Here is a 25,032-nt window from a genome sequence, read left to right as displayed (position 1 = left end):
GCCCCGGGCGGGTGCCCGGGGCCGTGACCTGCTTGCCTGCTTGCCGACGGGGTTCGCCGGCTGTCCGCTCGTCAGCCGTCGAGCGAGGTCATGACGTGCTTGATGCGGGTGTAGTCCTCGAAGCCGTAGGCGGAGAGGTCCTTGCCGTAGCCGGACTTCTTGAAGCCGCCGTGCGGCATCTCGGCGACGAGCGGGATGTGGGTGTTGATCCACACGCAGCCGAAGTCGAGGTTCTTGGACATCCGCATGGCGCGGGCGTGGTCCTTGGTCCACACCGAGGAGGCCAGGGCGTACTCGACGCCGTTGGCGTACTCCACGGCCTGGGCCTCGTCCGTGAACTTCTGGACGGTGATGACCGGGCCGAAGACCTCGTTCTGGATGATCTCGTCGTCCTGCTTGAGGCCGGAGACGACCGTCGCGGCGTAGAAGTAGCCCTTCTCGCCGACCCGGTGACCGCCCGCCTCGACCTTGGCGTGGGCCGGCAGCCGCTCGATGAAGCCGCTGACCTGCTTCAGCTGGTTGGCGTTGTTGAGCGGCCCGTAGGCCACGTCCTCGTCGTCCGGCAGTCCGGTCTTGGTGTCGGCGGCGGCCTTGGCGAGCTCCGCGACGAACTCGTCGTGGATGGACTCGTGGACCAGGACCCGGGTCGCGGCGGTGCAGTCCTGACCCGCGTTGAAGTAGCCCGCGCCGGCGATGCCCTCGACGGCCGTGGCGATGTCGGCGTCCTCGAACACGACGACCGGCGCCTTGCCGCCGAGCTCCAGGTGGACCCGCTTGACGTCCTTGGCGGCGGACTCGGCGACCTGCATGCCCGCCCGTACCGAGCCGGTGATGGAGGCCATCGCCGGAGTCCGGTGCTCGACCATCGCGCGGCCGGTGTCCCGGTCGCCGCAGATGACGTTGAAGACGCCCTTGGGCAGGATCTGGCCGATGATCTCGGCGATCAGCACCGTCGACGCCGGGGTGGTGTCGGACGGCTTGATGACGACGGTGTTGCCCGCGGCGAGCGCCGGGGCGAACTTCCACACGGCCATCATCATCGGGTAGTTCCACGGCGCGACCTGCGCGCAGACACCGACCGGCTCGCGCCGGACGATGGAGGTCAGGCCCTCCATGTACTCACCGGCCGAGCGGCCTTCGAGGAGCCGCGCGGCACCCGCGAAGAAGCGGATCTGGTCCACCATCGGGGGGACCTCTTCGACGCGGGTGAGCTCGATCGGCTTGCCGGTGTTCTCCGACTCGGCGGCGACCAGGTCCTCGGCGCGCTCCTCGAAGGCGTCCGCGATCTTCAGCAGGGCCTTCTGACGCTCGGCGGGCGTGGCGTCGCGCCAGGCGGGGAAAGCGGCCGCGGCGGCGTCCATCGCGGCGTCGACATCGGCCTGGCCGGAGAGCGGCGAGGTCGCGTAGACCTCTTCCGTCACCGGGTTGACCACGTCGATGGTCCGCCCGTCAGCGGCGTCGCGGAATTCTCCGTTGATGTAGTTGCGCAGACGGCGCACCTCGGTGGTCACAACCACCCCTCCTGTCACACGTCAATGGGTGAGAAGCCCAGCGTAGTCGTTCGGGTGTCGCTTTCGACATGCCCACCCGCCGTGAACTTCGGATTCAGTGAGATGTGGACCCCCAAACAACGGATTTCATCGATCTGGGGTTGCCAGACAGACGAGTCCCGTGCACAGTGGATGCGTGGCCAGTCGCAGCGCAGACTCCAGGACCGGGAACGGATCGTCACCAACGGTCGATGCCGTCTCTCTCGCAATCATCGAGCAGCTCCAGGAGGACGGGCGCCGTCCGTACGCCGCCATCGGCAAGGCCGTCGGCCTTTCCGAGGCAGCCGTGCGGCAGCGCGTCCAGAAGCTGCTGGATCAGGGCGTGATGCAGATCGTCGCCGTCACCGATCCCCTCACCGTGGGGTTCCGGCGGCAGGCGATGGTCGGCATCAATGTCGAGGGCGACCTCGACCCCGTCGCCGAGGCACTCTCGGCCATGGCCGAGTGCGAGTACGTGGTGATGACCGCGGGCTCCTTCGACCTGATGGTGGAGATCGTCTGCGAGGACGACGACCACCTGCTGGACACGATCAACAAACGCATCCGGGCCCTCCCCGGTGTGCGCTCCACCGAGAGCTTTGTTTACCTGAAGCTCAAGAAGCAGACCTATATGTGGGGAACCCGATAGCCGTGAGCAAGGACCTCAGCCGAACCGCGTACGACCACCTGTGGATGCACTTCACCCGCATGTCGGACTACGAGACCGCGCCCGTTCCCACCATCGTCCGTGGTGAGGGCACCTACATCTACGACGACCAGGGCAAGCGCTACCTGGACGGCCTGTCCGGCCTGTTCGTGGTCAACGCCGGTCACGGCCGTCACGAGCTCGCCGAGACGGCGTACAAGCAGGGCCAGGAGCTGGCCTTCTTCCCGGTGTGGTCCTACGCCCACCCGAAGGCCGTCGAGCTGGCCGAGCGTCTGGCCGACTACGCGCCGGGCGACCTCAACAAGGTCTTCTTCACCACCGGTGGCGGCGAGGCCGTGGAGACGGCCTGGAAGCTGGCCAAGCAGTACTTCAAGCTCCAGGGCAAGCCGACCAAGTACAAGGTCATCTCCCGCGCGGTCGCCTACCACGGCACCCCGCAGGGCGCCCTGTCCATCACCGGCCTGCCGGCCCTGAAGGCCCCCTTCGAGCCGCTGGTCCCCGGTGCCCACAAGGTGCCGAACACCAACATCTACCGCGCCCCGATCCACGGCGACGACCCCGAGGCCTTCGGCCGCTGGGCCGCCGACCAGATCGAGCAGGAGATCCTCTTCGAGGGCCCGGAGACCGTCGCCGCGGTCTTCCTGGAGCCGGTGCAGAACGCCGGTGGCTGCTTCCCGCCGCCGCCCGGATACTTCCAGCGGGTCCGCGAGATCTGCGACAAGTACGACGTACTGCTCGTCTCCGACGAGGTCATCTGCGCCTTCGGCCGCCTCGGCACGATGTTCGCCTGTGACAAGTTCGGCTACGTGCCGGACATGATCACCTGCGCCAAGGGCATGACCTCGGGCTACTCCCCCATCGGTGCCTGCATCGTCTCGGACCGCGTCGCCGCGCCGTTCTACGAGGGTGGCAACACCTTCCTGCACGGCTACACCTTCGGTGGCCACCCGGTCTCCGCGGCGGTCGGCCTTGCCAACCTCGACATCTTCGAGCGCGAGGGCCTCAACCAGCACGTGCTGGACAACGAGAACGCCTTCTTCACGACGCTGCAGAAGCTCCTCGACCTGCCGATCGTCGGCGACGTCCGCGGCAACGGCTTCTTCTACGGCATCGAGCTGGTGAAGGACAAGGCCACCAAGGAGACCTTCACCGACGAGGAGACCGAGCGCGTCCTGTACGGCTTCCTCTCCAAGGCGCTGTACGAGAACGGTCTGTACTGCCGGGCCGACGACCGTGGCGACCCGGTCGTCCAGCTCGCGCCGCCGCTGATCTCCGACCAGTCGACGTTCGACGAGATCGAGGGCATCCTGCGCAAGGTCCTCACGGAGGCGTGGACCAAGCTGTAGCCGGCCCCGCGACGGCCGCCCGACCACGGATCGGACGGCCGTCGCCCCGCACGGTCCGCAAGGCCCGGATGCGTCCGATCGAGTGGGAAGGGACGCGTCCGGGCCTGTGCTGTGTGCTCACCGCGGTTCGAATCCTTAACGTGCCGGTGACCGATCGGCCTTGTTTTCGTTCCCCCGTACGAGGGACGGGAATTTCGATCTGAACCGAGGTGTACGCCATGGTGGCCCCGCCGGACAACGATGTGATCTGGGCGCGTTCCCTGCACCACTCCCACAACGGATCGCCTGCCCTCGGCGGCGTCTCCGTAGGGGTCCGCGACGGCGAGATCCTCGCCGTGACCGGCCCACGGGGCTGCGGAAAGACCACCCTGCTGCACTGTCTGTCCGGTCAGCTGGTGCCCGAACAGGGTGAGGTGTGGTTCAACAGCGTGCCCGTCCACACCATGGGTCCCCGGCTGCGTGAACGGCTGCGCCGTGACCGGTTCGGCTGGATCGCCCCCGAACCCCAGCTGGTGCCCGAGCTGAACACCTGGGAGAACACCGCCCTCCCGCTGCTGCTGCGCGGTACCCCGCGCCGCGAGGCCAAGAAGTCCGCCCTGGAGTGGCTGGAGCGCCTCGACATCGGCGGCTGCGCCCGGCAGCGGCCGCACACCCTGCTCCAGGGACAGCGCCAGCGGATCGCCGTGGCCCGCGCCCTGGCCGGCGCCCCCACCGTGATCTTCGCCGACGAGCCCACCGCGACCCTGCACCGCGACGACCGCACCCACGTCTTGCGCACCCTCACCAGCGCGGCCCGCTCGCACGGCATCACGATCGTGCTGGCCACCCACGACGCGGAGATCGCCGCCCTCGCCGACCGCACCGTCCCACTGCTGGACGGCCGCCGCGTCGCCACCGTCGCCCTGCCCGCCACATCCGACACCGAAGGCCGGTCGGCGTGCTCGCTCTCCGTCTAGCCCGGGGCTCCCATCCGCTGGTCCTGCTGCGGCGCCTGCTGGTCGCCGCCGCCTCCGCCGGGGTCGGCTTCCTGCTGCTGTGCGCGCTGAGCAACGCCGCCGCGCACCCGGCGCACGCCGGTGCGGCGGTGCCACGCCTGCTGTGGTGCCTGGTGCCGCTCGCCGCCACCGTGCAGTTCGCCGTCGCGGTGGCCCGTACGGACCCGAGCACCCGGCCCCGGACCGGGCTCTCCGCCGTGGGCCTCGGCCCGGCCCGGCTCGCCGTCCTCGGCGCGGTCTCCACCGCCGTCTCCTGCACCCTCGGTTCCACGGTGGCGCTGCTGCTCTTCCTGCATCTGCGCGGCGATCTGTCCGGGCTGCCGTTCGACGGTGCGGCCGCCGGGCTGCTCGGCGCCGGTGCCCCGCTGCCGCTCGCCGCCGCGCTGATGCTGCTGGCCCTGGTCCCGGTGACCGCGGCCGGACTGAGCGCGTACGCGCTGCGCGCCGAGCGGACCCCGGCACCGGCCGTCCCGGAGGCCGCCGACCCGGACGTACTGACCGAACCAGAACCGTCCGCTCCGGCGGCGCCCCCGACGGGGCTGCCGTGGGGCGTGGCACTGGCCGCGCTCGGTCTCGCCGTCGAGGCGTACATGAGCCGCAGCGGCGGGCGCAGCCTGCTCCCGCTGCCCGGCCGCCTCGAGGCCACCCCCGCCGGGGTGCTGGCGGGGTGGACGCTGGCGGCGGTCGGGCTGGCCATGGCGGGACCGGGCCTGGCCCATCTGTGCGGCCGGCTGCTCCAGGCGGTGCGCCCCGGCGCCGTACGCCTGCTCGCGGGCCGGGTGCTGATGGACGAGGCACGCCGGATCGGCCGGCCGCTCGGCGTGGTGTGCGCGGTGCTCGCCGCCACGGTCGCCGGATACGCGCTGTACGGGGCCGGGGCGCACCCGCTCGGCCCGCTGACGGCACTGGGCGGGGTGCTGGTGCTCGGCTGTACGACGGCGACGCTGCTGACCTCGGCCCTGGAGGCCAGGCAGGACCGGGCGCGCACGGCGCGTGCGCTGCTGCGGCTCGGGGCCCCCGCGTCGGCGCTGCGGGCCGCGACCGTGCTGCGCGCCACCGCTCTGCTCCTGGTCTTCGCCCCGCTGACCTGGCTGGTCGCGGAGCTGGCCGCCCTGCCGCTGGCGGCCTGAGCCCGCCCCGCACGGCCCGGCGGGCCGGATCAGCGGGCGGGCGGCAGGACGACGACCTCCGCCGCGTCGAAGCCGACCCCGACCGCCGCTCCCTCCTCGGGGGCGTCCCGGGGCGCGCACTCCGCCTCCAGCTCCGGGCCGCTCGGCGGCATCAGCCGCACCATGACCCGGCTGCCCCGGAAGGTCCGCCCCCCGGCCACGCAGCGCAGCCCCTGCCCCGGTCCGCCGATCCGGACCCCGGCCGGCCGTACCAGCAGCTCACAGGCCCCCTGCGCCGAGCCCTCCGGCACCGGCACCTTGCCCCACACCGTGTCGGCGACCCCACCGGTCACCGTCGCCCCGACCACGTTGTCGAAGCCGAGGAAGCGGGCGACGAAGGCGGAGGCCGGCCGCCGCCACATCTCCAGCCCGGTGCCGACCTGGGCTATCCGGCCCTCGCTCATCACCACCATCCGGTCGGACAGCGCGAACGCCTCGCCCTGGTCGTGCGTGACGGCGAGCACCGTTGTACCCAGCTTCCGGAAGAGCGCGCGCAGTTCGACGACGAGCCGCTCGCGCAGCCCCCGGTCGAGCTGGCCCAGCGGCTCGTCCAGCATCAGCAGCTTGGGGCTCGGCGCGAGGGCCCGGGCGAGCGCGACGCGCTGCTGCTCGCCGCCGGAGAGCGTGGCGACCGCGCGCCGCTCGGCCCCGGGCAGGCCCACCAGATCGAGGAGTTCGCCGACCCGGCGTTCCTGGTCGCGGCGGGAGACCCCGCGCATCCGCAGGCCGAAGGCGACGTTGGCGCCGACGTCGCGGTGCGGGAAGAGCTGATGGTCCTGGAACATCAGGCCGAGGCCGCGGCGGTGCACCGGCACCCCGGCCTGGTCCGTACCGTCCAGCAGGACCCGGCCGCCGTCCGTGGGCTGGAGTCCGGCAACCACCCGCAGCAGGGTGGACTTGCCGCTTCCGCTCGGTCCGAGCACGGTGACGATCTCGTGCTCGGCGACCGCCAGGTCCACCGCGTCCAGTGCCGCCCGCTCGCCGAAGCGGACGGTGGCCGATTCCAGTGTCAGCATTTCCAGAACTCCCCGGACATCTCTAGAACTCCCCGGTCCGGTCCGTGCGGATCCGTTCGAGCAGCAGCAGTGAGACGGCGCAGACCACCATCAGGATGGTGCTGAGCGCCATCGCCTGGCCGTAGTTCAGCTCCCCGGCCCGCCCCAGCAGCCGGGCCACGGCGACCGGCAGCGTCGGACGGTCGGGCCGTGCGATGAACACCGTCGCCCCGAACTCGCCGAGCGAGACGGCGAAGGCGAAACCGGCCGCGACCAGCAGCGCCCGCCGCACCAGCGGCAGGTCCACCTCCCGCCAGGCCCGCAGCGGCGAGGCCCCGAGCACCGCCGCCGCCTCCCGCAGCCGCCCGTCCACGGCGCGCAGCACCGGCAGCATGGTCCGTACGACGAAGGGCACCCCGACCAGCGCCTGGGCGAGCGGCACCAGGATCCAGGAGGTACGCAGATCCAGCGGAGGCTTGTCCAGGGTGATCAGGAAGCCGAAGCCGACCGTGACCGCGGACACCCCGAGCGGCAGCATCAGCAGCGCGTCGAAGCCGCGGGCCAGCCGGCCCGCCCGCCGGGTCAGCGCGGCGGCGGCGAGTCCGCCGATCACCAGCGCGATGAGCGTGGCGACCAGCGCGTACTCGAGGGAGTTGGCGACCGCTTCGAGCGGCGCGACCAGGAACGTGCCGCCGCTCGCGTCCGCCGAGCCCAGCGCCCGGTAGTAGTCGAGCCCATGGCCGTCCCCGGTGTTCACGGAGCGCTCCACGAGCACCCCGAGCGGCAGCAGGATCAGCAGCAGCACGGTCAGCAGCACCCCGCCCAGCAGCGCCCACTGGCCGGCGCCGCGCGGCCCGTGCGCCGTGCGCGCCGGGTCGACCAGCCGCAGCGCGGTCTCCCTGCGCCGTACGGTCCACGCGTGCACGGCGAGGATCGCGCCGACCGCGGCGAACTGCACCAGGGTCAGCACGGCGGCGGTCGGCAGGGCGAGCAGCTGCGCGGTCTGCCGGTAGATCTCCACCTCCAGCGTGGCGAAGCCGGGGCCGCCGAGGATCTGCACGACCCCGAAGGAGGTGAAGGTGAAGAGGAAGACCATCAGCGCGGCGGCGGCCACCGCGGGGGCGAGCGCCGGGAGGGTGACCCGCCGCCAGGCGGCGAACCGTCCGGCGCCCAGCACCCTGGCGGCCTCCTCCTGCCGGGGGTCGAGCTGGGCCCACAGCCCGCCGACCGTGCGGACGACCACCGCGTAGTTGAAGAAGACATGGGCGAGCAGGATCGCCCAGACGGTGGTGTCGAGCCGTACGCCCCAGAGTTCGTCGAGGAATCCGCCGCGTCCCAGCAGGGCCAGGAAGGCGGTCCCCGCCACCACGGTCGGCAGCACGAACGGCACGGTGACGACGGCCCGCAGCAGTTGTTTGCCGGGGAAGTCGAAGCGGGCGAAGACATAGGCGCCGGGCAGCGCGATCAGCAGGGTCAGCGCGGTCGAGGCGAGCGCCTGCCAGCAGGTGAACCAGAGGACCTCGCGGATGTCCGGCCGGGCCAGCACCTCGCCGAGCCGTCCGAACTGCCAGACGCCGTCCGCCTTCAGGCCCCGGCCGACGATCGCGGCGACCGGGTAGGCGAAGAACAGCGCGAAGAACGCGACGGGCACGGCCATCAGGCCGAACCGCGTCGCGCCCTGCCGCAGCGCGGGGCCGCGGGCCGGGCGCGTACCGCTGCCGCCCGGCCCGTGTCCCGCGGTCTTCGTTACTTCACGACGAGCGAGGACCACGACTGGACCCACTGCTCACGGTTCTTGGCGATCAGGTCGGGGGCGACGGTCTTCGGCCGGTCCACCGTGGCGCCGAACTCGGTGAACAGCTGCGGCAGCTTCGCGTCGCCGGTGACCGGGTTCACGAACATGTTGAGCGGCATGTCCTCCTGGAACTTCTTGCTGATCAGGAAGTCCAGCAGGGCCTTGCCGCCCTTCTCGTTCGCCGCCCCGTCCAGCAGCCCGGCGAACTCGATCTGGCGGAAGCAGGTCCCGGTGGCCACCCCGGTGGGGGCCTCGGCCGGCTGCGGCTTCGCGTACAGCACCTCGACGGGCGGGCTGGAGGCGTACGAGACGACGAGCGGCCGGTCGGCCTTGGCCTTCTTGCCTCCCGCCGAACCGGAGAACTCCTCGTTGTACGCCTGCTCCCAGCCGTCGACGACCTTGACGCCGTTGGCCTTCAGCTTCTTCCAGTAGTCCTGGTAGCCGTTCTCCCCGTAGGCGGCGACCGTGCCGAGCAGGAAGCCGAGGCCGGGCGAGGAGGTCCCGGCGTTCTCGGTGACCAGCAGGTCCTTGTACGCGGGCTTCGCCAGGTCCTCGAAGGTGCTCGGCGGTGCGAGCTTCTTGTCGGCGAAGTACTTCTTGTCGTAGTTGACGCAGATGTCACCGGTGTCGACCGGAGTGACCCGGTGCTCGGCGTCGAGCAGGGTTTCCTTCGCGACCCGGTCCACGCCCTTGGCCTCGTACGGGGTGAAGAGCCCGCTGTCGAGGGCGCGGGAGAGCAGGGTGTTGTCGACACCGAAGAAGACGTCGCCCCGGGGCGAGCCCTTGGTCAGGATCTCCTGATTGAGCGCGACGCCCGCGTCGCCGCTCTTCAGTACCTTGACGGTGTAGCCGGTCTCCTCCGTGAACTCCTTCAGGACCTCCTTGGAGGCGTTGAAGGAGTCGTGGCTGACCAGGGTCACGGTCTTGGAGCCGGAACCCTTGGTGCCGCCGGAGCCCGTGGCCGAATCGTCGGAGCTTCCGCATCCGGCGAGTACGGTGACGCCGAGCGCGGCGGCGAGGGCCGATGCCGCGAGCTGTCTGGTGCTGCGGGTGGTGCTCATTGTGGATTCCTCCTGGGTTTTGGCCAGGAAGAGACGCGGCCCCGCCCGCGGGAAGCGGGCAGGGCGCAACAGCATGAGTTGATGACCGAACTTCCTACCCGGAATGACCCGGGCGAGGTTCAGAGGGTCTGCGGCCGACCTGTCCTCGGTGCCGCACTCTCAGCGCTGTGGCGCTCCCCTGTCGGAATATGAAGTTGATTGCGGGCCCAGGTTACACGGGCCGTTCCCGCCGCTCCGGCCGTGTCCGCCCGATCGGCCCGGACACGGCCCGAAGGCGCTCAGCGCTCGGCCGCGGCCAGCTGCCCGCAGGCCCCGTCGATCTCCTGGCCGCGGGTGTCGCGCACGGTCACCGGGACGCCGTGGGCCGCGATCGCCTCGACGAAGGCCTTCTCGTCCTCGGGCCGCGAGGCGGTCCACTTGGAGCCGGGCGTGGGATTCAGCGGAATCAGGTTGACGTGCACGCGCTTGCCCTTGAGCAGCCGGCCGAGCCGGTCGCCGCGCCACGCCTGGTCGTTGATGTCGCGGATCAGGGCGTACTCGATGGAGATCCGGCGGCCGGACTTCTCCGCGTACTCCCAGGCGGCGTCCAGCACCTCCGCCACCTTCCAGCGGGTGTTGACCGGGACGAGGGTGTCGCGCAGTTCGTCGTCCGGCGCGTGCAGCGAGACGGCGAGCCGGCATTTGAAGCCCTCGTCGGCGAACCGGAGCATCGCGGGCACCAGGCCCACGGTGGAGACGGTGATCCCGCGCTGGGAGAGCCCCAGTCCGTCCGGCTCGGGATCGGTCAGCCGACGGATCGCGCCGACCACCCGGTTGTAGTTGGCGAGCGGCTCGCCCATGCCCATGAAGACGATGTTGGAGAGCCTGGCCGGACCGCCGGGAACCTCCCCGTCCCGCAGCGCCCGCATGCCGTCGACGATCTGGTGGACGATCTCGGCGGTGGACAGATTGCGGTCCAGCCCGGCCTGCCCGGTCGCACAGAACGGGCAGTTCATCCCGCAGCCCGCCTGCGAGGAGATGCACATCGTCACCCGCTCCGGGTAGCGCATCAGGACGGACTCCACGAGCGTCCCGTCGTGCAGCTTCCAGAGCGTCTTGCGGGTGGTGTCGTCGTCACAGCTGATGTGGCGGACCACCGACATCAGGTCGGGGAACATCGCCTCGGCGAGCTTGTCCCGCGACCCGGCGGGGATGTTGGTCCACTCGGCCGGGTCGTGCGTGTACCGCGCGAAGTAGTGCTGCGAGAGCTGCTGGGCGCGGAACGGCTTCTCGCCGATCGCGGCGACGGCCTCCTTGCGCTCGGCGGGCGTGAGGTCGGCGAGGTGCCGCGGCGGCTTCTTGGCTCCGCGGGGCGCGACGAAAGTGAGTTCTCCGGGCTTAGGCATGGTTCTTCCAGTGTCGCAGACAGAACGGTGAGGGCCCGCCGTCCTGTGGACAGCGGGCCCTCACCGAGGAAATCGCAGGTCAGCGGGGGTGGAGATCAGCCGGAGCCAACGAACAGCACCAGCAGCAGCCAGACCACCGGAGCGGTCGGCAGCAGCGAGTCGAGCCGGTCCATGATGCCGCCGTGCCCCGGCAGCAGCGTGCCCATGTCCTTGATCCCGAGATCCCGCTTGATCATCGATTCGCCCAGGTCGCCGAGGGTGGCGCTGGCCGCGACCGCGAGCCCGAGCAGGAGTCCCTGCCACCAGGAACCGCCGTCGATCAGGAACTGCATGCACAGCGCACCGGCGACCATCGCGAAGGCGACGGCTCCGAACAGGCCCTCCCGGGTCTTTCCGGGGCTGATGCGCGGCGCGAGCTTGTTCTTCCCGAACCGCCAGCCGACGGCGTACGCGCCCGTGTCGCTGACCACGGTCAGCAGCAGGAAGGTGAGCACCCGCTGCGGTCCGTCATCGGCTGTCAGGAGCATGGCGACGAAAGTGGCGAGGAACGGCACGTAGAACGCCGCGAACACCCCGGCCGTGACGTCCCTGAGGTAGTCCTCCGGCGGCTGGGCCATCCGCCAGACCAGCACCGCCAGCGCGGTCAGCGCCGTCGCGATCCAGGCACCTTCGGCGCCCCACGCGTAACCGGCCACCACCATCGCCGCGCCGCCCACCGCGAGCGGGATCAGCGGCGCCTTGATGCCCTTGCGCTCCTGGAGCCGGGAGGTCAGTTCCCACAGGCCCACTACGACGGCGAGGACGATGACGGCGACGAAGACGGCCTTCACGATGAAGAGCGAGGCGACGATGACGGCGCCGAGCCCCACACCGACCCCTATGGCAGCTCGCAGATCACGGCCCGCACGTTTCTTCTGCGGGGGCGGCGGCGCGGTGGACATGGGCTCCTGCGGGATCTCGTCACGGAACAGGGGGCCGCCGCTCAGGCGTCCGGCCCCCTGGTCCCGGTCATCACGGTCGTCAGCGTCTCTACCTGCGTCGGGAACGTCCGGCACACGCACATCGTAAGCAGGACCCGCCGGAGCGGCCCGCATCTCGGGCGCGCCCCAGTGACCGGCTCCCTGCGGGGCGCCCCAGGAAGAGTCGTTCATCAGACTTCGAGCAGCTCGGCTTCCTTGTGCTTCAGCAGCTCGTCGACCTGCGCGACGTACTTCGCGGTGGTGTCGTCGAGCTCCTTCTCGGCGCGACGAACCTCGTCCTCGCCCGACTCCTTGTCCTTGACCAGCTTGTCGAGGATCTCCTTGGCCTTGCGGCGCACCGCGCGGATGGAGATCTTGGAGTCCTCGGCCTTGCCCTTGGCGACCTTGATGTAGTCGCGGCGGCGCTCCTCGGTGAGCTCCGGGAAGGTCACCCGGATGATGTTGCCGTCGTTGCTCGGGTTGACACCAAGGTCCGAGTCGCGGATGGCCTGCTCGATGTTGCGCAGCGCGCTCTTGTCGAAGGGCGTCACGACGGCCATGCGCGGCTCGGGCACCGAGAACGAGGCCAGCTGGTTGATCGGGGTCAGCGCGCCGTAGTAGTCGGCGACGATCTTGTTGAACATCGCCGGGTGCGCGCGGCCGGTACGGATCGCGGCGAAGTCCTCTTTCGCGACGACGACGGCCTTCTCCATCTTCTCCTCGGCCTCGAGGAGGGTTTCTTCGATCACCACGTGCTCCTGCGTGTCTTGAGTGGGCCCGTCGTGCTCGGGCCCGGGCGGGTCCTGCGTCGCGTCCTCACCTGCACGGTGTCCGACCGGCAGGCCGTTGTCCATCCTTCGGGCCGGTCCCGGCGGATGCCCGGGCGGCCCGCACCTCCCCGTCGTACACCGGGGAGGTGCCCCGGTCGTCAGACCCGGGTGCTCCGGTCACTCACGAGTGTGCCGATCTTCTCACCCTTGACCGCGCGGGCGATATTGCCGGTGGCGGTCAGCTCGAAGACGAGGATCGGCAGTTCGTTGTCGCGGCAGAGCGTGATGGCGGTGGCGTCGGCGACCTTGAGATCGCGGGCGAGAACCTCGCTGTACTCGAGCGCGTCGAACTTCACCGCGTCGGGGTTGCTCTTCGGGTCGGAGTCGTAGACCCCGTCCACCCCGTTCTTGCCCATCAGAAGTGCCTCTGCGTCGATCTCCAGGGCGCGCTGGGCGGCAGTGGTGTCGGTGGAGAAGTACGGCATGCCCATGCCCGCGCCGAAGATGACGACGCGACCCTTCTCCAGGTGGCGCACGGCACGCAGCGGGATGTACGGCTCCGCGACCTGCCCCATGGTGATGGCGGTCTGGACGCGGGAGTCGATGCCCTCCTTCTCCAGGAAGTCCTGGAGGGCCAGGCAGTTCATGACCGTGCCGAGCATGCCCATGTAGTCGGAACGGGCCCGGTCCATGCCGCGCTGCTGGAGCTCGGCACCGCGGAAGAAGTTGCCGCCGCCGATGACGACCGCGATTTCCGCGCCGTCACGGACGACCGCCGCGATTTCGCGGGCGATGGCGTGTACGACGTCGGGGTCGACACCGAGACCCCCGCCGCCGGCGAATGCCTCTCCGGACAGCTTCAGCATGAAGCGCCCTGCCACCTTGCCGTCCTCGCGCTTGTGGTCACCTGTGGCGGCGTCCGCGCCCTTGTTCATGGAGATTCTCCTCGTGCACATACGAAGAAGGCCATTGCCGGTGGGTCTGGTGTCCCTCAGCGGCAATGGCCTCCTCGTCAGATCTGCGGTCGTGCGGCATGAGTGCGGCCGACGACTGCACTAGACCCTATCGCGGGGTCCAGCGTTGTTCACGGACGGACTCAGATGCCGACCTTGATGCGCGTGAAGCGCTTCAGGGTGACACCGGCCTCGTCCAGGACCTTCTGAACGGACTTCTTGTTGTCCAGCGCGTAGGGCTGGCCGAGGAGGGTGGCCTCCTTGAAGAAGCCGTTGACGCGACCCTCGACGATCTTCGGGAGCGCGGCCTCGGGCTTGCCCTCGGCGCGCGTGGTCTCCTCGGCGACGCGACGCTCGGCCTCGACGACCTCGGCCGGGACGTCCTCGCGGGACAGGTACTTCGGGGCGAACGCGGCGATGTGCTGCGCAATGCCCTTGGCCAGGTCGGCGTCGGCCTTGTCCAGCTCGACCAGAACACCGATCTGCGGCGGCAGGTCGGGCATGGTGCGGTGCATGTACGCGGAGACGTACGCACCGGAGAACTGCGCGAAGCGGTCCAGGACGATCTTCTCGCCGAGGTTGGCGTTGGCCTCGTCGACGTACGCCTGGACGGTCTTGCCGGCCTCGATCTCGGACGCGAGCAGCGCCTCGAGGTCGGCCGGGGAGGTGGCGGCGACGTGCGCGGCGAGGGTGTTCGCGACGCTCTGGAACTTCTCACCCTTGGCGACGAAGTCCGTCTCGCACTTCAGCTCCAGCAGAACACCGGACGCCTGGTCGTCGGAGATGACGGAGACGACGGCACCGTTCTCGGCAGAGCGGCCCTCGCGCTTGGCGACGCCCTTCTGGCCCTTGATACGGAGCGCCTCGACGGCCTTGTCGACGTTGCCGTCGGCCTCGTCGAGCGCCTTCTTGCAGTCCATCATGCCGGCGCCGGTCAGCTCGCGGAGCTTCTTGACGTCAGCGGCGGTGTAGTTCGCCATGAGTCTGTGTTTCTCTCTCGAAGTCTGAAAGATCTACGGGTGGACGGCGGGGGCGGTGCTTGTGGCACCTGCCCCCGCCGTCATCAGCCGTGACGGGTGTCAGGCCTGCTCGGCGTCCGCGGCCGGAGCCTCGGTCTTCTCAGCCTCGGCGGCCGTCTCGGTCTCGGCGGCCTTCTCGGTCTCGGCGGAGGGCTGCACCTCGGCGTCGGCCTTCTTGTCGCCCTCGAGCAGGTCGCGCTCCCACTCGGCGAGCGGCTCGCCGGCGGCCTTCTCGCCCGGCTTCGAGTCACCGGTGGCGGCACCGGAGCGGGCGATGAGGCCCTCGGCGACGGCGTCGGCGATCACGCGGGTGAGCAGGGTGACGGAGCGGATCGCGTCGTCGTTGCCCGGGATCTTGTAGTCGACCTCGTCGGGGTCGCAGTTGGTGTCGAGGATCGCGACGACCGGGATGTGGAGCTTGCGCGCCTCACCGACGGCGATGTGCTCCTTCTTGGTGTCGACGATCCAGACGGCGCTCGGCACCTTCTGCATCTCGCGGATACCACCGAGGGTCTTCTCCAGCTTGGCCTTCTCGCGGGAGAGGACCAGGAGCTCCTTCTTGGTGAGGCCGGAGGCGGCCACGTCCTCGAAGTCGATGAGCTCGAGCTCCTTCAGACGCTGAAGGCGCTTGTAGACGGTGGAGAAGTTGGTGAGCATGCCGCCGAGCCAGCGCTGGTTGACGTACGGCATGCCGACGCGGGTCGCCTGCTCGGCGATGGCCTCCTGCGCCTGCTTCTTGGTACCCACGAACATGATGGAGCCGCCGTGGGCGACGGTCTCCTTGACGAACTCGTAGGCGCGGTCGATGTACGACAGCGACTGGAGCAGGTCGATGATGTAGATGCCGTTGCGCTCGGTGAAGATGAAGCGCTTCATCTTCGGGTTCCAACGACGGGTCTGGTGACCGAAGTGGACGCCGCTTTCCAGCAGCTCCCGCATCGTGACGACGGCCATGGCCGTACTCCTTGAGGTGCTCGGTTGTCGCGACCGCAGGATTGCTGTCGCGCCTGACGCCCCGACGCGCCGTGCCGCAAGGGACCGAGGAGCGCGGCCACCATCCGCGAAGAGGGAGGTGGCGGGGCGTGCGAAGTCGACCCGGTGGCCCGGATCGCCGTTAGAAGTGTACGGGACGGCTCGGGTGCCGGGTGACGCCGCTGTCCACAACCGGTCCGTTGTCCACAGATCCGGTCCATGATCCCCGCGGATCGGCGGGCCGCGGGACGGTTCTGCCATGCGATGCGCGAATGATCCGAATGCCCTGACCGCACCGGCCGCAGGCCCTTTCCGGGCCGAACTCCGCCGATCCCGGTCCCGGTCCCGGTCGCACCGGCCGGGCTCCCGGCATGGGCGCCGGATGCTCGTGGCCGCGATGGCGGGGGTGCTCGCGGTGGTGTGCGGCCCGTCGGCCGCCACGGCAGGCGCACCGGCGCGCGCCCCCGATCCGGCACGCTCCGCGGCCCCGCCGCCCGCGCCCTCGGCCGCGCCGGGGCATGGGCCGGGAGGACCGCCGGAGCCCTCGCCCGGGGCCGGGCCGGACGACGGGCGGAGCTGGCCGCTGACCGGGCGGCCCGTTGTCGTACGGGGCTGGGAGCCCCCTGCCGGTCCCTACGCGCGCGGCCATCGTGGCGTCGATCTCGCCGCCCCGCCGGGCGTCCGGGTACTCGCCGCCGCTCCGGGAAGGGTGTCGTTCGCCGGGCGTGTGGCGGGGCGCGGGGTGCTGGTGGTCGAGGTGGCCGGCAGCGGCGATCCACCGCTGCGGACCACGTACGAGCCGGTGCGCCCGCTGGCCTCCAAGGGAGGCGAGGTGGCGGCGGGGCAGGTGGTGGCCGCACTGGAGGAGGGGCCGTTCCACTGCGTGTCGGGCTGCCTGCACTGGGGGCTGCGGCGCGGTGACGGCTACCTGGACCCGCTGTCGCTGCTGCCGCCACAACTGCTGCGAAGAGGCCCGTCCCGGCTGCTCCCGGTGTTCGGCGTACCCGAATCCGGGCGGTAGGGCGGACGGGCCGGGGACGGACTCGCCGCCCCCGGCGTTCGGCACGTGGCGCCCCGCTGCGCGGCGCCGCGTCAGCTCCGTGTGCCCCGCACGCCGTGGAGGATCATGGCGACGGCGGTGTCCGCGATCACGGACGGCTCCTCGGCCGCGGCCAGTTCGATACGCCGCACCGCGGCGTCCACCGAGCCCTGGAGCAGCATCGCCGCCAGTCTCGGCTGGCTGTGCCCGAGGTCGCCCAGCGCCTCGACGATCATGGCGATCAGCCCGCCGTGCGCGGCCCTGATCTTCTCCCGCGCCCCGGCGTCCAGCTCGCTCGCGGAGATGGCGACGACAGCCCGGTGGCGACGGTCGCCGACCAGGTCGAGCTGTCGGCGCACATAGGCCTCGATCTTGCCCTCGGGCGTCGCGGCCTGCTCCATCGCGCGCTCGACCTCGGCCGCCCAGACCGGGAAGTCGACGGCGCAGAGCTCCTCGACGACGGCCGCGCGGGAGCGGAAGTACTCGTACACCGAGGACCGGGCGAGGCCCGTGCGCTCGGCGAGGGCGGGGAAGGTCAACGCCTCCGTGCCGCCCTCGGACAGCAGGGTGCGTGCGGCGTCGAGGAGGGCGCCGCGCTGCATGGTCCGGTGCTCGGCCACCGAGGCCGCTCGAATCCTGGGCACGTGTCCACTCTACGGCGAGCCTGTTCGAGAGACGGCGTACGGTCCTGCCGCATGGCCGAAGCCTCCGTCCCGAGGGGGATGGCTCAGCGCCCGGCGTCGGCCAGTTTCGCGCGCAGTTGCAGCACCGATTTGGTATGGATCTGGCTGACCCGGCTCTCGGTGACCCCGAGGACGTTGCCGATCTCGGCGAGCGTGAGGCCCTCGTAGTAGTAGAGCGTCACAACGGTCTTCTCGCGCTCAGGGAGGGTGTTGATGGCCCGCGCGAGCAGCCGTCTGAGCTCGCGGTCCTCGGCGACCTCCACCGGGTCGTCGGCGCTGGTGTCCTCCAGCGTGTCCATGAGGCTGAGCCGGTCGCCGCCCTCGCCGCCGACATGCAGCAGCTCCTCCAGCGCCACCACATTGGCCAGCGACAACTGGCTGAAAACCGCGTGCAGTTCCTCCAGGGCGATGCCCATCTCGGCGGCGACCTCCGCCTCGGAGGGCGTACGGCGCAGCTGCGCCTCCAGTGTGGCGTAGGCGCGCTCCACCGCCCGCGCCTTCTGCCGCACCGAGCGCGGGATCCAGTCCAGTGCCCGCAGTTCGTCGATCATCGCGCCGCGGATGCGGGTGATGGCGTACGTCTCGAACTTGATCGCACGCTCGATGTCGAACTTCTCGATCGCGTCGATCAGCCCGAAGACCCCCGAGGAGACGAAGTCCGCCTGCTCGACATTGGACGGCAGGCCCACGCTCACCCGGCCCGCGACGTACTTCACCAGCGGCGAGTAGTGCAGGATCAGCTGTTCCCGCAGCCGCTCGTCGCCGGTGGACTTGTACGAACGCCACAGCTCGTCGAGCGAGGAGGGCGCAGGGGGGCGCACAGTGCCACGCGCAGCCGGTGGTACTGCCGCGCGGTCAGACCCGGAGGTGTGCTGGGGCATGTGGTGCCTTGAGCCGTTCTGCTGTGAGTGCTGGGACGTATGTCTGAGTCGGGGTCCTCGTGAGCGTAGCGTGACCGTGAGGTAGCGGTCCGCGCAGGATAAGGGATCGGCGCTCCGCTGATCCGGCCGATCCGACATGAACGAGGCCCGGGGCCGTCGCCGTGCGCGGCGGCCCCGGGGGCGTCACCGAGGGATCCGCCGAGGTCATCGACTTCACCTTTTCACCCGAATGCCCCAGGTCAAGAACCGCCTCGCCGTGCGTCGTCACGGCGAGTCGGCCGCGGCGTCAACCGCCACCCCTCGCCATCCCGTTCGACAAACCCCAGTGAGTGCAGTTCGTACAGCCTGCCGAGCGCTTCGTCGGCGCTGGTCCCGGCGGTACGTGCCACCTCGCGTCCGCTGACGGCGCCCTGCCCCGGCAGTGCATCCAGCACCCTGGCCGAGATCTGGTCCAGCAGGTCCCTGGGGTGCACGGGGCCACGTCTGGCCGGGGCGAGTTCACCCATGTCCCCGACCAGTTCGACGACTTCCGAGGCGTCGGTCACCAGGACGCCTTCACCGCGGATGAGTTCGTGGACCCCTGCCGACAGGCCGCTGGTGGCGGGGCCGGGCACCCCCATCGACAGGCGGCCGAGCCGCTGCGCGCAGCGGGCGGTGACCAGCGAACCACTGCGGAACTCCGCCTCGACGACAACCGTTCCGCGCGTCAACGCCGCGATGACCCGGTTACGCAGGATGAACCGGCCTCGGGTGGGATGATCGGACGGGGGCAACTCACCGATGACGAGCCCCTGTTCCGCGATACGCCCGATCAGTTCGGCGTGTCCCCGCGGGTAGGGGACGTCCACCCCGCAGGCGAGAACGGCCATCGTCGCTCCGCCCACGGCGAGCGCGCCGCGGTGTGCCGCCCCGTCGACCCCGAACGCGGCTCCCGACACGACCACCCAGCCCAGCTCCGCGAGACCGGCCCCGAGGCTGCCCGCCATGTGTGATCCGTACGGTGTGCAGGCCCGCGCACCGACCACGGCCACCGAGCGCAGCGCCCAGAGCCTCAGGTCGCGAGGGCCGCGCACCCACAGCCCGGTCGGCCGTGCGTACCCGAGGTCGTCCAACTGGCTGGGCCATTCCCGGTCCCCGGGGCAGACGAACCGCCCGCCGGCCCCGGCGATCGCCGAGAGGTCCCGCTCCGGCTCGGCCTTCTCGGCCCGCAGCCGGTACCCGGCGAGCCGTTTCGGGGTCATGCCGCTCAGCCGTTCCGCCGCGCCGTCGTTCCTGGTGATGCGCCGCACCAGCTCGACGGCACCGCACTCGCGCAGCCATCGGCCGCCGCGTTCGTCCCCCGGCTCGATGATGCGGGTCAGAGCCGCCCGGGCCAGTCTCTCCGCACTGCTCACCGCCGCTCTCGGGTCCTGCCCGGCGCCGCGTCCGCACTGCTCCGGCTGCTCCGCGCCCTCCGGGTTCATGACGCCCCGGCGCTGATCAGCGCGCCCCGCGGGATCCCGGTGCGCAGTTCCAGCGCCACCGCGACGTCGGCCGCCTCGGGGCGCTCGGCCCCGCGCAGGTCGGCGACGGTCCACGCCACCCTGAGGACCCGGTCCAGGCCCCGGGCGGTGAGCAGGCCCCGGGCCAGGTCCCGCTCCGCTTCGAGGAGCGCGCCGGGGGTCGCGGCCAGACCGGTCCGCAGTTCATGGCCGGACACCTCGCTGTTGGTCGACCGGCCGGTGCCCGCCAGCCGCTTCGCCGCCCGCGCCCTGGCCTCCCGGACCCGGGCTGCGACCAGGGACGTCGGCTCACCCCTGCTGCCCTGCCCGATCAGGTCCTCGCGGCGGACAGGGTCGACAGTGACCCGGAGGTCCACCCGGTCCAGCAGCGGCCCGGAGAGCCTCGCCTGGTAGCGCCTGACCGTGGCGGGCGGGCATTCGCAGCCGTCCCCGGCAAGACGGTGCCGTCCGCACGGGCACGGGTTGGCCGCCAGCATCATCAGGAACCTCGCGGGCAGCCGTACCACCCCGGCACTGCGCGCCACCACCACATGGCCGGACTCCAGCGGCTGGCGCAGCGCGTCGAGCACCCGTACCGAGAATTCGGGGGCCTCGTCCAGTTTACCGACCGTCGAACTGACCAGGTGGGCTGTGAACTGCGCAGATGCGTCGCGTATGTGTCCGTGACGTGGTGGGGCGGTCGGTGAGAGCGGTCTCGATCGTGTCAGCGTGGAAGCAGAGTGCGGCGCTGAACGCCTCGCTGGCGGGATCGAGGCCGAAGTGGGTAGCGAGGGCGCCTTCGACGCTCTCGCCGCACTCGTCGAGGAACCGTTCGACTTCTCGCAACAGGCGGGCGAGTGAGGCGGCCTGGTCGCGGTCGAGGTGGATCGACTCGGAGGATGGGGCATCGGTCATGGTTGGTCCAGTTCGAGGAGCTGGGCTTCAAGGTCGGCGATGCGTTTGTCGGAGAAGCGCAGGTTCGACCGGGCGCCTTCGAGGCGCTCTTGCAGGCTGCGGTGCTCCCGCGTGAGCTGCTGGACGCGGCGCTTCAGCGTGATGTTCTCTGAGGTCAGTGCCTGAACGGACTCTCCCGGAACCATCTGATCGAAGTCTCGGAGCTTCCCCATCAGCTCGCCGATCTGCTGCCGCTGAGTGAAGACCTCCTTCTGCGTGCGACCGAGTTCGGCTTCCGCATTCAGCGCGCGTTCGCGCCAGGACGCCTCGATCTGCTCGTGCTCGGCCTGGGCCACTCTGATCTGGCGAGTGCGGCCGGCGTCGACCGCGTTGTTCACGAGTTTCCGGGCGTCGGTGTTCTCGTAGAGGAACGTGACGGACACCCCGGCCCGCTGGGCGACGGCCCGGACCGTCAGCCGTCCGCGCTCCCGGCGAAGCTGCCCGATGGCCTTCTCGACCTGCTCGAGCTTCTGTGTTGTCTGACGGCGGCGGGCCTCGATCGCCGCCGTCGTGGCGTGTGGCTTCATGCAGCCTCTTCCGTTTCCGCGTCGAGTTCCGCGAGCTCACGAGCCCGGAACGCTGTGCTCCAGACGCGGCCGAAGTAGTCCTGCGGGCGGCGAAGGTCGAGCGCGAGCGCCTCTTCAAGGAGCCCGAAGCTCTCCAGGGCCTTCTCCAGGCCGGCGATGGCGCGCGCTGTGGGCTCGAAGAGCTCGTGCAGGTAGTCGGCTGTCTTGCCGTCGGGGGCGCCTTCGGCCACCATCCGCCACTGCTCGCGCTTGCGGTGCCAGTAGACGAGGTCCGCTCCGGACATCACAAACTCCTGGCAGTTGTGGCAGTTCATGTCCCATGGGCATGCGTCGCCGCTGACGACCGGCTGGAAGGTGCAGAAGCCGCCCTCGGCGGGCGTGGATTTGCGGGTGAGGTCGATGGCCAGGGCCTCTGCCTCCGCGCGGCTCAGGGGTTCGCCGCCGGCCAGAAGGATTCCGGGTTCGGCTGCTCCGGGGCCGCCGACCCAGACTGCTTCGAGGGCGGCGTTGAGCTTCGGGTCGGTGTTGGCGATGTGGACGTAGTGCTCGGCCATCGCCTCGGAGATCTGGCCAAGGTAGCGCTTGACGTGGGTGAGGTTCGCGCCTGCTTTGAGCAGATTGGTCGCGAGAGTGTGCCGGGCCTGATGGGGGACTGCCTTTCCGAGGTCCAGCCCTTTGACCCAGGTGCTGAACAGGGTCGAGAACCATCCGTAGGAGACGCCCTTGAGGCCCCGCCGGTTGGTGGGACGGCGGGGGAAGAGCGCCAGTTGCAGCCGTTCGTCGGCGGTGGGTAGGCGGCCGGTTCGTTGGAGGAAACGGTCGATGGTCTTGTTCTGTCGCTCCTGCAGTCGTCGGAAGCACCGTTCGGAGATGCGGATGCCTTCGTCGAAGTTCCCGACCTTCGTCTGGTCGTGCCAGAACATGGGGATCTTGCCGTGCCGGGCGATGCACTCCAGGCGGGCTTCGAGGACCTCGCTGCAGCGTCGGCCGGTGACGACGAGGGTTTCCCAGATGTCCCTCAGCCCGTGGCCCTCGCTGTCCATAGCCTCCAGGTCGGCGAGGTTCTGCGGATCGGCCAGGGCCTTGGCCACGTCGTCGGAGAACGGCTTGCGTCGGCCGACCTTCTTCTGGGAGCGCGGCAGGATGACGATGAAGGCGCGGTCGAGGCCGATCTGCATCGCTGCCCCGGTCTCCAACGCGTCGCGAAGCAGCCGACGTGCTCCGTTGAGGTTGTCGCAGACGATGCCGTCGGTCATGACGCTGGTGCCGTCGCGTCCTTGCCTGCGAAGTCCGAGCGACGGCAGTTTGTGCTTGGCGCGGTGCCGCTGGTCGGCGATGAAGTCGACCATGTGGCTCTCGGTGAGGAGGGTGGGGTCGTGGCCGCCGCCTGGAGCCTGGGCTTCCAGGAAGGCGGACAACTCGATGCAGCCGCGGCGACGGGCGTCGAATGGCCCGCGGGAGCGGGGCGGCTTGGAAGTGAGTTCAGCGGCCAGGTTGTCCCAGAGCAGGTCACGGAACCACCGCTGGGAGATTCCGGTGAGGTCGATGTGGCTCTCGGTGTGGGGGAAGCGAACGCCGAAATGGTCGGTTTCGATGAAGCCGGCGTCCTTGGTGTCCTGGCGGCTGAAGTAGATCAACCGAAGATGCTTGAGCATGGCCTTGATGACCTGGCGGGCTTGGTGCGGGCAAGCGTCCAGGTCAAGGTCGACCAGGGAGTTCACGTCCTGTTCCCGGCAGCAGTCGGCCGCCGCCTGGAGCCAGAGCAGTGGCCAGTTGGCGCCTTCCTCGGCGGTCTGGGCGTGCTGAACTGTCACCCATTGGAGCTCCGCCTTGGCCAAGGGCCGGAGGCCCTGCAGGGACAACCTGCCGTTGATCCGGCGAGTGGGTGTCTTGGGCTCTGAGCACCAGCTGCGGAAGCGTTCCTCGTCGGTGTAGAGGAGTTTGGGTTGCCCGCCCTTCGCCAGGGTTCGGGACCAGTTCGTCGGCATCCGAGCATTGCCGGGGCGGCCCTCACGTCGGTACTGACGCTCGTGTCGGTAGCACAAGCAGAGCGGAGATCCCGCGCGTTCGGGACAGCCGATGATCCGGCAGTCGCCGAACGCGGGGTAGGCCGTGGCCCGGGCAAGCCACGTGTCGAACTCAAGCGGATGGCCCCTGCGTCTTTCATGGTCCCGGCGCCGTGCGTCCCACTGATGCTCGTGGAGGTAGCAGAGCTGGGTCTTGCTGAAGGCCGGGACGCCTGGACAGATGAGGCAGTCTGGGATGACGTGCCAGGAGGCGGACTCCAAGGGCTGGGCGACGCGCAGGAACTCGGTCACGGTGCCGCCCTTGGCCTTCACCTCGGACCACTGGCGTTTGTGGACCTGGCAGTACTCCCGGGAGTTGTCCGCGGCCCGCTGACAGGCTGCGACCTGGCAGATCCAGCCGTAGGTGGGGTGGTCGCCGGGGATGACGATGACATCTTCCCGAAAGAGCGGGTCGAAGGTGGGCGCCGCGATCAGGGCGCGTAGCAGCTCCAGGCGATCGGATGTGGTCCGCGAGCCGGAGGTGCCGCTCGCCGTCACGGTGAGGAGGTGGAGGGACCTCATTCCTCCTCACCCCAGACGGCCTTCAGCGCGGTGGTGAACTCCGTCGAATGCAGGTCGGGGTGGCCGTAGACCTCGTCGACCATCTGCATCGACGCCCAGTTCCCGGCCGCCTTCGCCACCAAGGCGTCCCCGCCGGAGGCGTCCATGACGTCGTTGGTGAACTGATGGCGAAACGCCTGGGGCCGGATCCGCCCGGGCAGCTGTGCCCGCCGGCCAGCCCGCCGGAGCACGCCGCGAGCCGCATCCGCCGTCCACGGCTCCCCTCGCCTTGGACCGGTCAGCTGGATCAAGAGCATGCCGTGCCCCGTCGCGTACTTCGCGTACTCCGTCGTCATGTACTGGAAGTAGCTGCTGATCATGGCAGGGCTGACCCGGTAGATCTCCCCGCCGGTGATCACTCCGTCGACCATCTTCCAATCCGGCTTGATCTTCGCCGCGGCCCCGTTCGGGTTGCCCCATCGGTGGCAGACGTGCAGGTGAGGGCTCTCACACTCATTACAGGCTGCGTTCTCCCGCAGATGCAGGTCGACCAGGTGCAGCCCGGTCAGGCCGCCGATGCGCAAGCTGGTGTCCGCCAGCCACTGCACAACCATGGCGTCGCGAGCGGTGTTCACCACATCCCGCAGTCCGGGCTTGGCCTGCTCAGGCAGCATCTTCGGATGCCGTCGGCGGACTCTTCCCGGGGGTGCCAGTGGGTTGGTCGGCATCGTCTTCTTGATGTGGCCCAGCACGGCACGGTCCTGGTCCACCTTGGTCGCCAGTCGCTCCACCGAGAGCGCCGCCACCAGCTCGGGATTCGAGCCGCTCCGCGAGCACGTCTGCAGGTAGAAGCCCTTCAAGCACGCGGCCGCGACCTGGAGTGCTGACTTCCCGTACGGACGTTTCGGCGGCGTCCGCCACGGCTGCCCGTAGGGCATCGGGATCTTGGCACCCACCGCCCCCATGTAGCGCTGCACATCCAGGACCGTGATGGTGTCGCTGGTCAGTCCTTCTCGGATGCGCCAACGAAGGTGATCTACCAGGGCGTACGCGTACGTTTTTTGGGTTCCTGAGCCCTCGTACGGCCGCAGGTAGCGATCTGCCTCCTCATCGACCGAGCAGTCCGGCCAGACGATCGTGTACGACACCCCTCCGCCCGCTCGATTGAGGACCTGTACGCGTAAGTCATCGAGGACCACTCGGCTCCGCGCCACTCTGGCCTCCCCAACTGTCGTCCGCTACGTGCTGTAAGCAACGGAGACAGTTGGTTAACCAGAACGGCATG

General features: G+C 70.1%; 22 protein-coding genes, 1 pseudogene and 1 riboswitch. Of the genes and pseudogenes, 5 read left to right on the top strand and 18 right to left on the bottom strand.

The annotated features are described in order from the left end of the window. Positions 1-71: 71 nt before the first annotated feature. Entirely contained in the window at positions 72-1,511 is a 1,440-nt protein-coding gene (locus ACFCV8_RS17680; RefSeq protein WP_376686255.1) for a gamma-aminobutyraldehyde dehydrogenase, read from the bottom strand. A gap of 160 nt (positions 1,512-1,671) precedes the next feature. Here ACFCV8_RS17680 and ACFCV8_RS17675 point away from each other — a divergent pair, with 160 nt between their 5' ends. From ACFCV8_RS17675 to ACFCV8_RS17660, 4 genes are all read left to right on the top strand, one after another. Further along, positions 1,672-2,178 carry an Lrp/AsnC family transcriptional regulator gene (locus ACFCV8_RS17675; protein WP_376686254.1) on the top strand — a complete coding sequence of 169 codons (507 nt, stop codon included), beginning with the start codon at positions 1,672-1,674 and terminating at the stop codon, positions 2,176-2,178. Continuing rightward, entirely contained in the window at positions 2,163-3,542 is a 1,380-nt protein-coding gene (locus tag ACFCV8_RS17670; protein WP_376686253.1) for an aspartate aminotransferase family protein, read from the top strand. The genes ACFCV8_RS17675 and ACFCV8_RS17670 overlap by 16 nt, the downstream gene beginning before the upstream one ends. Positions 3,543-3,760: 218 nt before the next feature. Continuing rightward, entirely contained in the window at positions 3,761-4,498 is a 738-nt protein-coding gene (locus tag ACFCV8_RS17665) for an ABC transporter ATP-binding protein (protein ID WP_376686252.1), read from the top strand. Further along, the gene (locus tag ACFCV8_RS17660; protein ID WP_376686251.1) at positions 4,480-5,667 is read left to right on the top strand and encodes a hypothetical protein; all 1,188 of its coding nucleotides are present in this window, start codon (positions 4,480-4,482) and stop codon (positions 5,665-5,667) included. Before ACFCV8_RS17665 ends, ACFCV8_RS17660 begins: the two co-directional genes overlap by 19 nt. 29 nt (positions 5,668-5,696) lie before the next feature. Here the strand turns inward: ACFCV8_RS17660 and ACFCV8_RS17655 are convergent, their stop codons facing one another. The 9 genes from ACFCV8_RS17655 to rpsB all read right to left on the bottom strand — a co-directional run bounded on the left by ACFCV8_RS17655 (position 5,697) and on the right by rpsB (position 15,597). Next, positions 5,697-6,722 (bottom strand): ABC transporter ATP-binding protein, encoded by a 1,026-nt coding sequence (locus tag ACFCV8_RS17655; protein ID WP_376686250.1) that lies wholly within the window; start codon positions 6,720-6,722, stop codon positions 5,697-5,699. A gap of 22 nt (positions 6,723-6,744) precedes the next feature. After that, positions 6,745-8,358, bottom strand: coding sequence for an ABC transporter permease (locus ACFCV8_RS17650; protein WP_376686259.1), 1,614 nt, complete (start codon positions 8,356-8,358; stop codon positions 6,745-6,747). Positions 8,359-8,447: 89 nt separating this feature from the next. Further along, the gene (locus tag ACFCV8_RS17645) at positions 8,448-9,557 is read right to left on the bottom strand and encodes a thiamine ABC transporter substrate binding subunit (protein WP_376686249.1); all 1,110 of its coding nucleotides are present in this window, start codon (positions 9,555-9,557) and stop codon (positions 8,448-8,450) included. Positions 9,558-9,630: 73 nt separating this feature from the next. After that, positions 9,631-9,747: riboswitch (TPP riboswitch) on the bottom strand. An 88-nt stretch (positions 9,748-9,835) separates the two neighbouring features. Next, on the bottom strand, positions 9,836-10,942 hold the full coding sequence (gene rlmN, locus ACFCV8_RS17640; protein ID WP_376686248.1) for a 23S rRNA (adenine(2503)-C(2))-methyltransferase RlmN: 1,107 nt from the start codon (positions 10,940-10,942) through the stop codon (positions 9,836-9,838). Positions 10,943-11,037: 95 nt separating this feature from the next. Next, on the bottom strand, positions 11,038-12,093 hold the full coding sequence (locus ACFCV8_RS17635) for a phosphatidate cytidylyltransferase (protein WP_376686247.1): 1,056 nt from the start codon (positions 12,091-12,093) through the stop codon (positions 11,038-11,040). Beyond that, positions 12,093-12,650 (bottom strand): ribosome recycling factor, encoded by a 558-nt coding sequence (gene frr / locus ACFCV8_RS17630; protein WP_376686246.1) that lies wholly within the window; start codon positions 12,648-12,650, stop codon positions 12,093-12,095. Before frr ends, ACFCV8_RS17635 begins: the two co-directional genes overlap by 1 nt. Before the next feature lie 179 nt (positions 12,651-12,829). Next, positions 12,830-13,606: a UMP kinase gene (gene pyrH / locus ACFCV8_RS17625; protein WP_376686245.1), complete on the bottom strand. Its 777-nt coding sequence runs from the start codon at positions 13,604-13,606 to the stop codon at positions 12,830-12,832. Between the two features lie 161 nt (positions 13,607-13,767). Then, entirely contained in the window at positions 13,768-14,604 is an 837-nt protein-coding gene (tsf, locus tag ACFCV8_RS17620) for a translation elongation factor Ts (protein WP_376686244.1), read from the bottom strand. 99 nt (positions 14,605-14,703) lie between these two features. Next, positions 14,704-15,597 carry a 30S ribosomal protein S2 gene (gene rpsB / locus ACFCV8_RS17615; RefSeq protein WP_376686243.1) on the bottom strand — a complete coding sequence of 298 codons (894 nt, stop codon included), beginning with the start codon at positions 15,595-15,597 and terminating at the stop codon, positions 14,704-14,706. 400 nt (positions 15,598-15,997) lie between these two features. On the opposite strand from rpsB, the gene ACFCV8_RS17610 reads away from it, so the two are divergent. Next, positions 15,998-16,636, top strand: coding sequence for a M23 family metallopeptidase (locus ACFCV8_RS17610; protein ID WP_376686242.1), 639 nt, complete (start codon positions 15,998-16,000; stop codon positions 16,634-16,636). A 71-nt stretch (positions 16,637-16,707) separates the two neighbouring features. Here the strand turns inward: ACFCV8_RS17610 and ACFCV8_RS17605 are convergent, their stop codons facing one another. The 8 genes and pseudogenes from ACFCV8_RS17605 to ACFCV8_RS17570 all read right to left on the bottom strand — a co-directional run bounded on the left by ACFCV8_RS17605 (position 16,708) and on the right by ACFCV8_RS17570 (position 24,895). Beyond that, the gene (locus tag ACFCV8_RS17605) at positions 16,708-17,274 is read right to left on the bottom strand and encodes a TetR/AcrR family transcriptional regulator (RefSeq protein WP_376686258.1); all 567 of its coding nucleotides are present in this window, start codon (positions 17,272-17,274) and stop codon (positions 16,708-16,710) included. A gap of 107 nt (positions 17,275-17,381) precedes the next feature. Next, complete coding sequence (whiG, locus tag ACFCV8_RS17600) at positions 17,382-18,218, bottom strand: RNA polymerase sigma factor WhiG (RefSeq protein ID WP_376686241.1); 837 nt, start codon at positions 18,216-18,218, stop codon at positions 17,382-17,384. A 239-nt stretch (positions 18,219-18,457) separates the two neighbouring features. Beyond that, a complete protein-coding gene (gene dprA, locus ACFCV8_RS17595) occupies positions 18,458-19,681 on the bottom strand; it encodes a DNA-processing protein DprA (protein ID WP_376686240.1) in 1,224 nt (407 codons plus the stop codon). Beyond that, a pseudogene (locus ACFCV8_RS17590) lies at positions 19,678-20,322 on the bottom strand (ATP-binding protein); the annotation flags it as partial. The pseudogene ACFCV8_RS17590 and the gene dprA, both read right to left, overlap by 4 nt. After that, entirely contained in the window at positions 20,321-20,614 is a 294-nt protein-coding gene (locus ACFCV8_RS17585) for a hypothetical protein (RefSeq protein WP_376686260.1), read from the bottom strand. The gene ACFCV8_RS17585 and the pseudogene ACFCV8_RS17590, both read right to left, overlap by 2 nt. After that, the gene (locus ACFCV8_RS17580; RefSeq protein WP_376686239.1) at positions 20,611-21,180 is read right to left on the bottom strand and encodes a DUF6262 family protein; all 570 of its coding nucleotides are present in this window, start codon (positions 21,178-21,180) and stop codon (positions 20,611-20,613) included. The genes ACFCV8_RS17585 and ACFCV8_RS17580 overlap by 4 nt, the downstream gene beginning before the upstream one ends. Beyond that, positions 21,177-23,768: a tyrosine-type recombinase/integrase gene (locus tag ACFCV8_RS17575; RefSeq protein ID WP_376686238.1), complete on the bottom strand. Its 2,592-nt coding sequence runs from the start codon at positions 23,766-23,768 to the stop codon at positions 21,177-21,179. Before ACFCV8_RS17575 ends, ACFCV8_RS17580 begins: the two co-directional genes overlap by 4 nt. Then, on the bottom strand, positions 23,765-24,895 hold the full coding sequence (locus ACFCV8_RS17570) for an integrase (protein ID WP_376686237.1): 1,131 nt from the start codon (positions 24,893-24,895) through the stop codon (positions 23,765-23,767). The genes ACFCV8_RS17575 and ACFCV8_RS17570 overlap by 4 nt, the downstream gene beginning before the upstream one ends. Between the last annotated feature and the right edge of the window lie 137 nt (positions 24,896-25,032).

Source organism: Streptomyces sp. NPDC056347 (assembly GCF_042262625.1).
In the GTDB taxonomy this organism is placed as follows: Bacteria; Actinomycetota; Actinomycetes; order Streptomycetales; family Streptomycetaceae; genus Streptomyces.
Note: the sequence above shows the minus strand (reverse complement) of the source record. Positions and strands in the feature narration are given on the sequence as shown.

Coding starts and splice junctions, on each gene's coding strand:
- ACFCV8_RS17665 (WP_376686252.1), top strand. CDS start 3,761: ATGGTGGCCCCGCCGGACAACGATGTGATCTGGGCGCGTTCCCTGCAC.
- ACFCV8_RS17655 (WP_376686250.1), bottom strand. CDS start 6,722: ATGCTGACACTGGAATCGGCCACCGTCCGCTTCGGCGAGCGGGCGGCA.
- ACFCV8_RS17650 (WP_376686259.1), bottom strand. CDS start 8,358: ATGGCCGTGCCCGTCGCGTTCTTCGCGCTGTTCTTCGCCTACCCGGTC.
- ACFCV8_RS17645 (WP_376686249.1), bottom strand. CDS start 9,557: ATGAGCACCACCCGCAGCACCAGACAGCTCGCGGCATCGGCCCTCGCC.
- rlmN (WP_376686248.1), bottom strand. CDS start 10,942: ATGCCTAAGCCCGGAGAACTCACTTTCGTCGCGCCCCGCGGAGCCAAG.
- ACFCV8_RS17635 (WP_376686247.1), bottom strand. CDS start 12,093: ATGAACGACTCTTCCTGGGGCGCCCCGCAGGGAGCCGGTCACTGGGGC.
- pyrH (WP_376686245.1), bottom strand. CDS start 13,606: ATGAACAAGGGCGCGGACGCCGCCACAGGTGACCACAAGCGCGAGGAC.
- tsf (WP_376686244.1), bottom strand. CDS start 14,604: ATGGCGAACTACACCGCCGCTGACGTCAAGAAGCTCCGCGAGCTGACC.
- rpsB (WP_376686243.1), bottom strand. CDS start 15,597: ATGGCCGTCGTCACGATGCGGGAGCTGCTGGAAAGCGGCGTCCACTTC.
- ACFCV8_RS17610 (WP_376686242.1), top strand. CDS start 15,998: ATGCTCGTGGCCGCGATGGCGGGGGTGCTCGCGGTGGTGTGCGGCCCG.
- whiG (WP_376686241.1), bottom strand. CDS start 18,218: ATGCCCCAGCACACCTCCGGGTCTGACCGCGCGGCAGTACCACCGGCT.
- dprA (WP_376686240.1), bottom strand. CDS start 19,681: ATGAACCCGGAGGGCGCGGAGCAGCCGGAGCAGTGCGGACGCGGCGCC.
- ACFCV8_RS17585 (WP_376686260.1), bottom strand. CDS start 20,614: ATGACCGATGCCCCATCCTCCGAGTCGATCCACCTCGACCGCGACCAG.
- ACFCV8_RS17580 (WP_376686239.1), bottom strand. CDS start 21,180: ATGAAGCCACACGCCACGACGGCGGCGATCGAGGCCCGCCGCCGTCAG.
- ACFCV8_RS17575 (WP_376686238.1), bottom strand. CDS start 23,768: ATGAGGTCCCTCCACCTCCTCACCGTGACGGCGAGCGGCACCTCCGGC.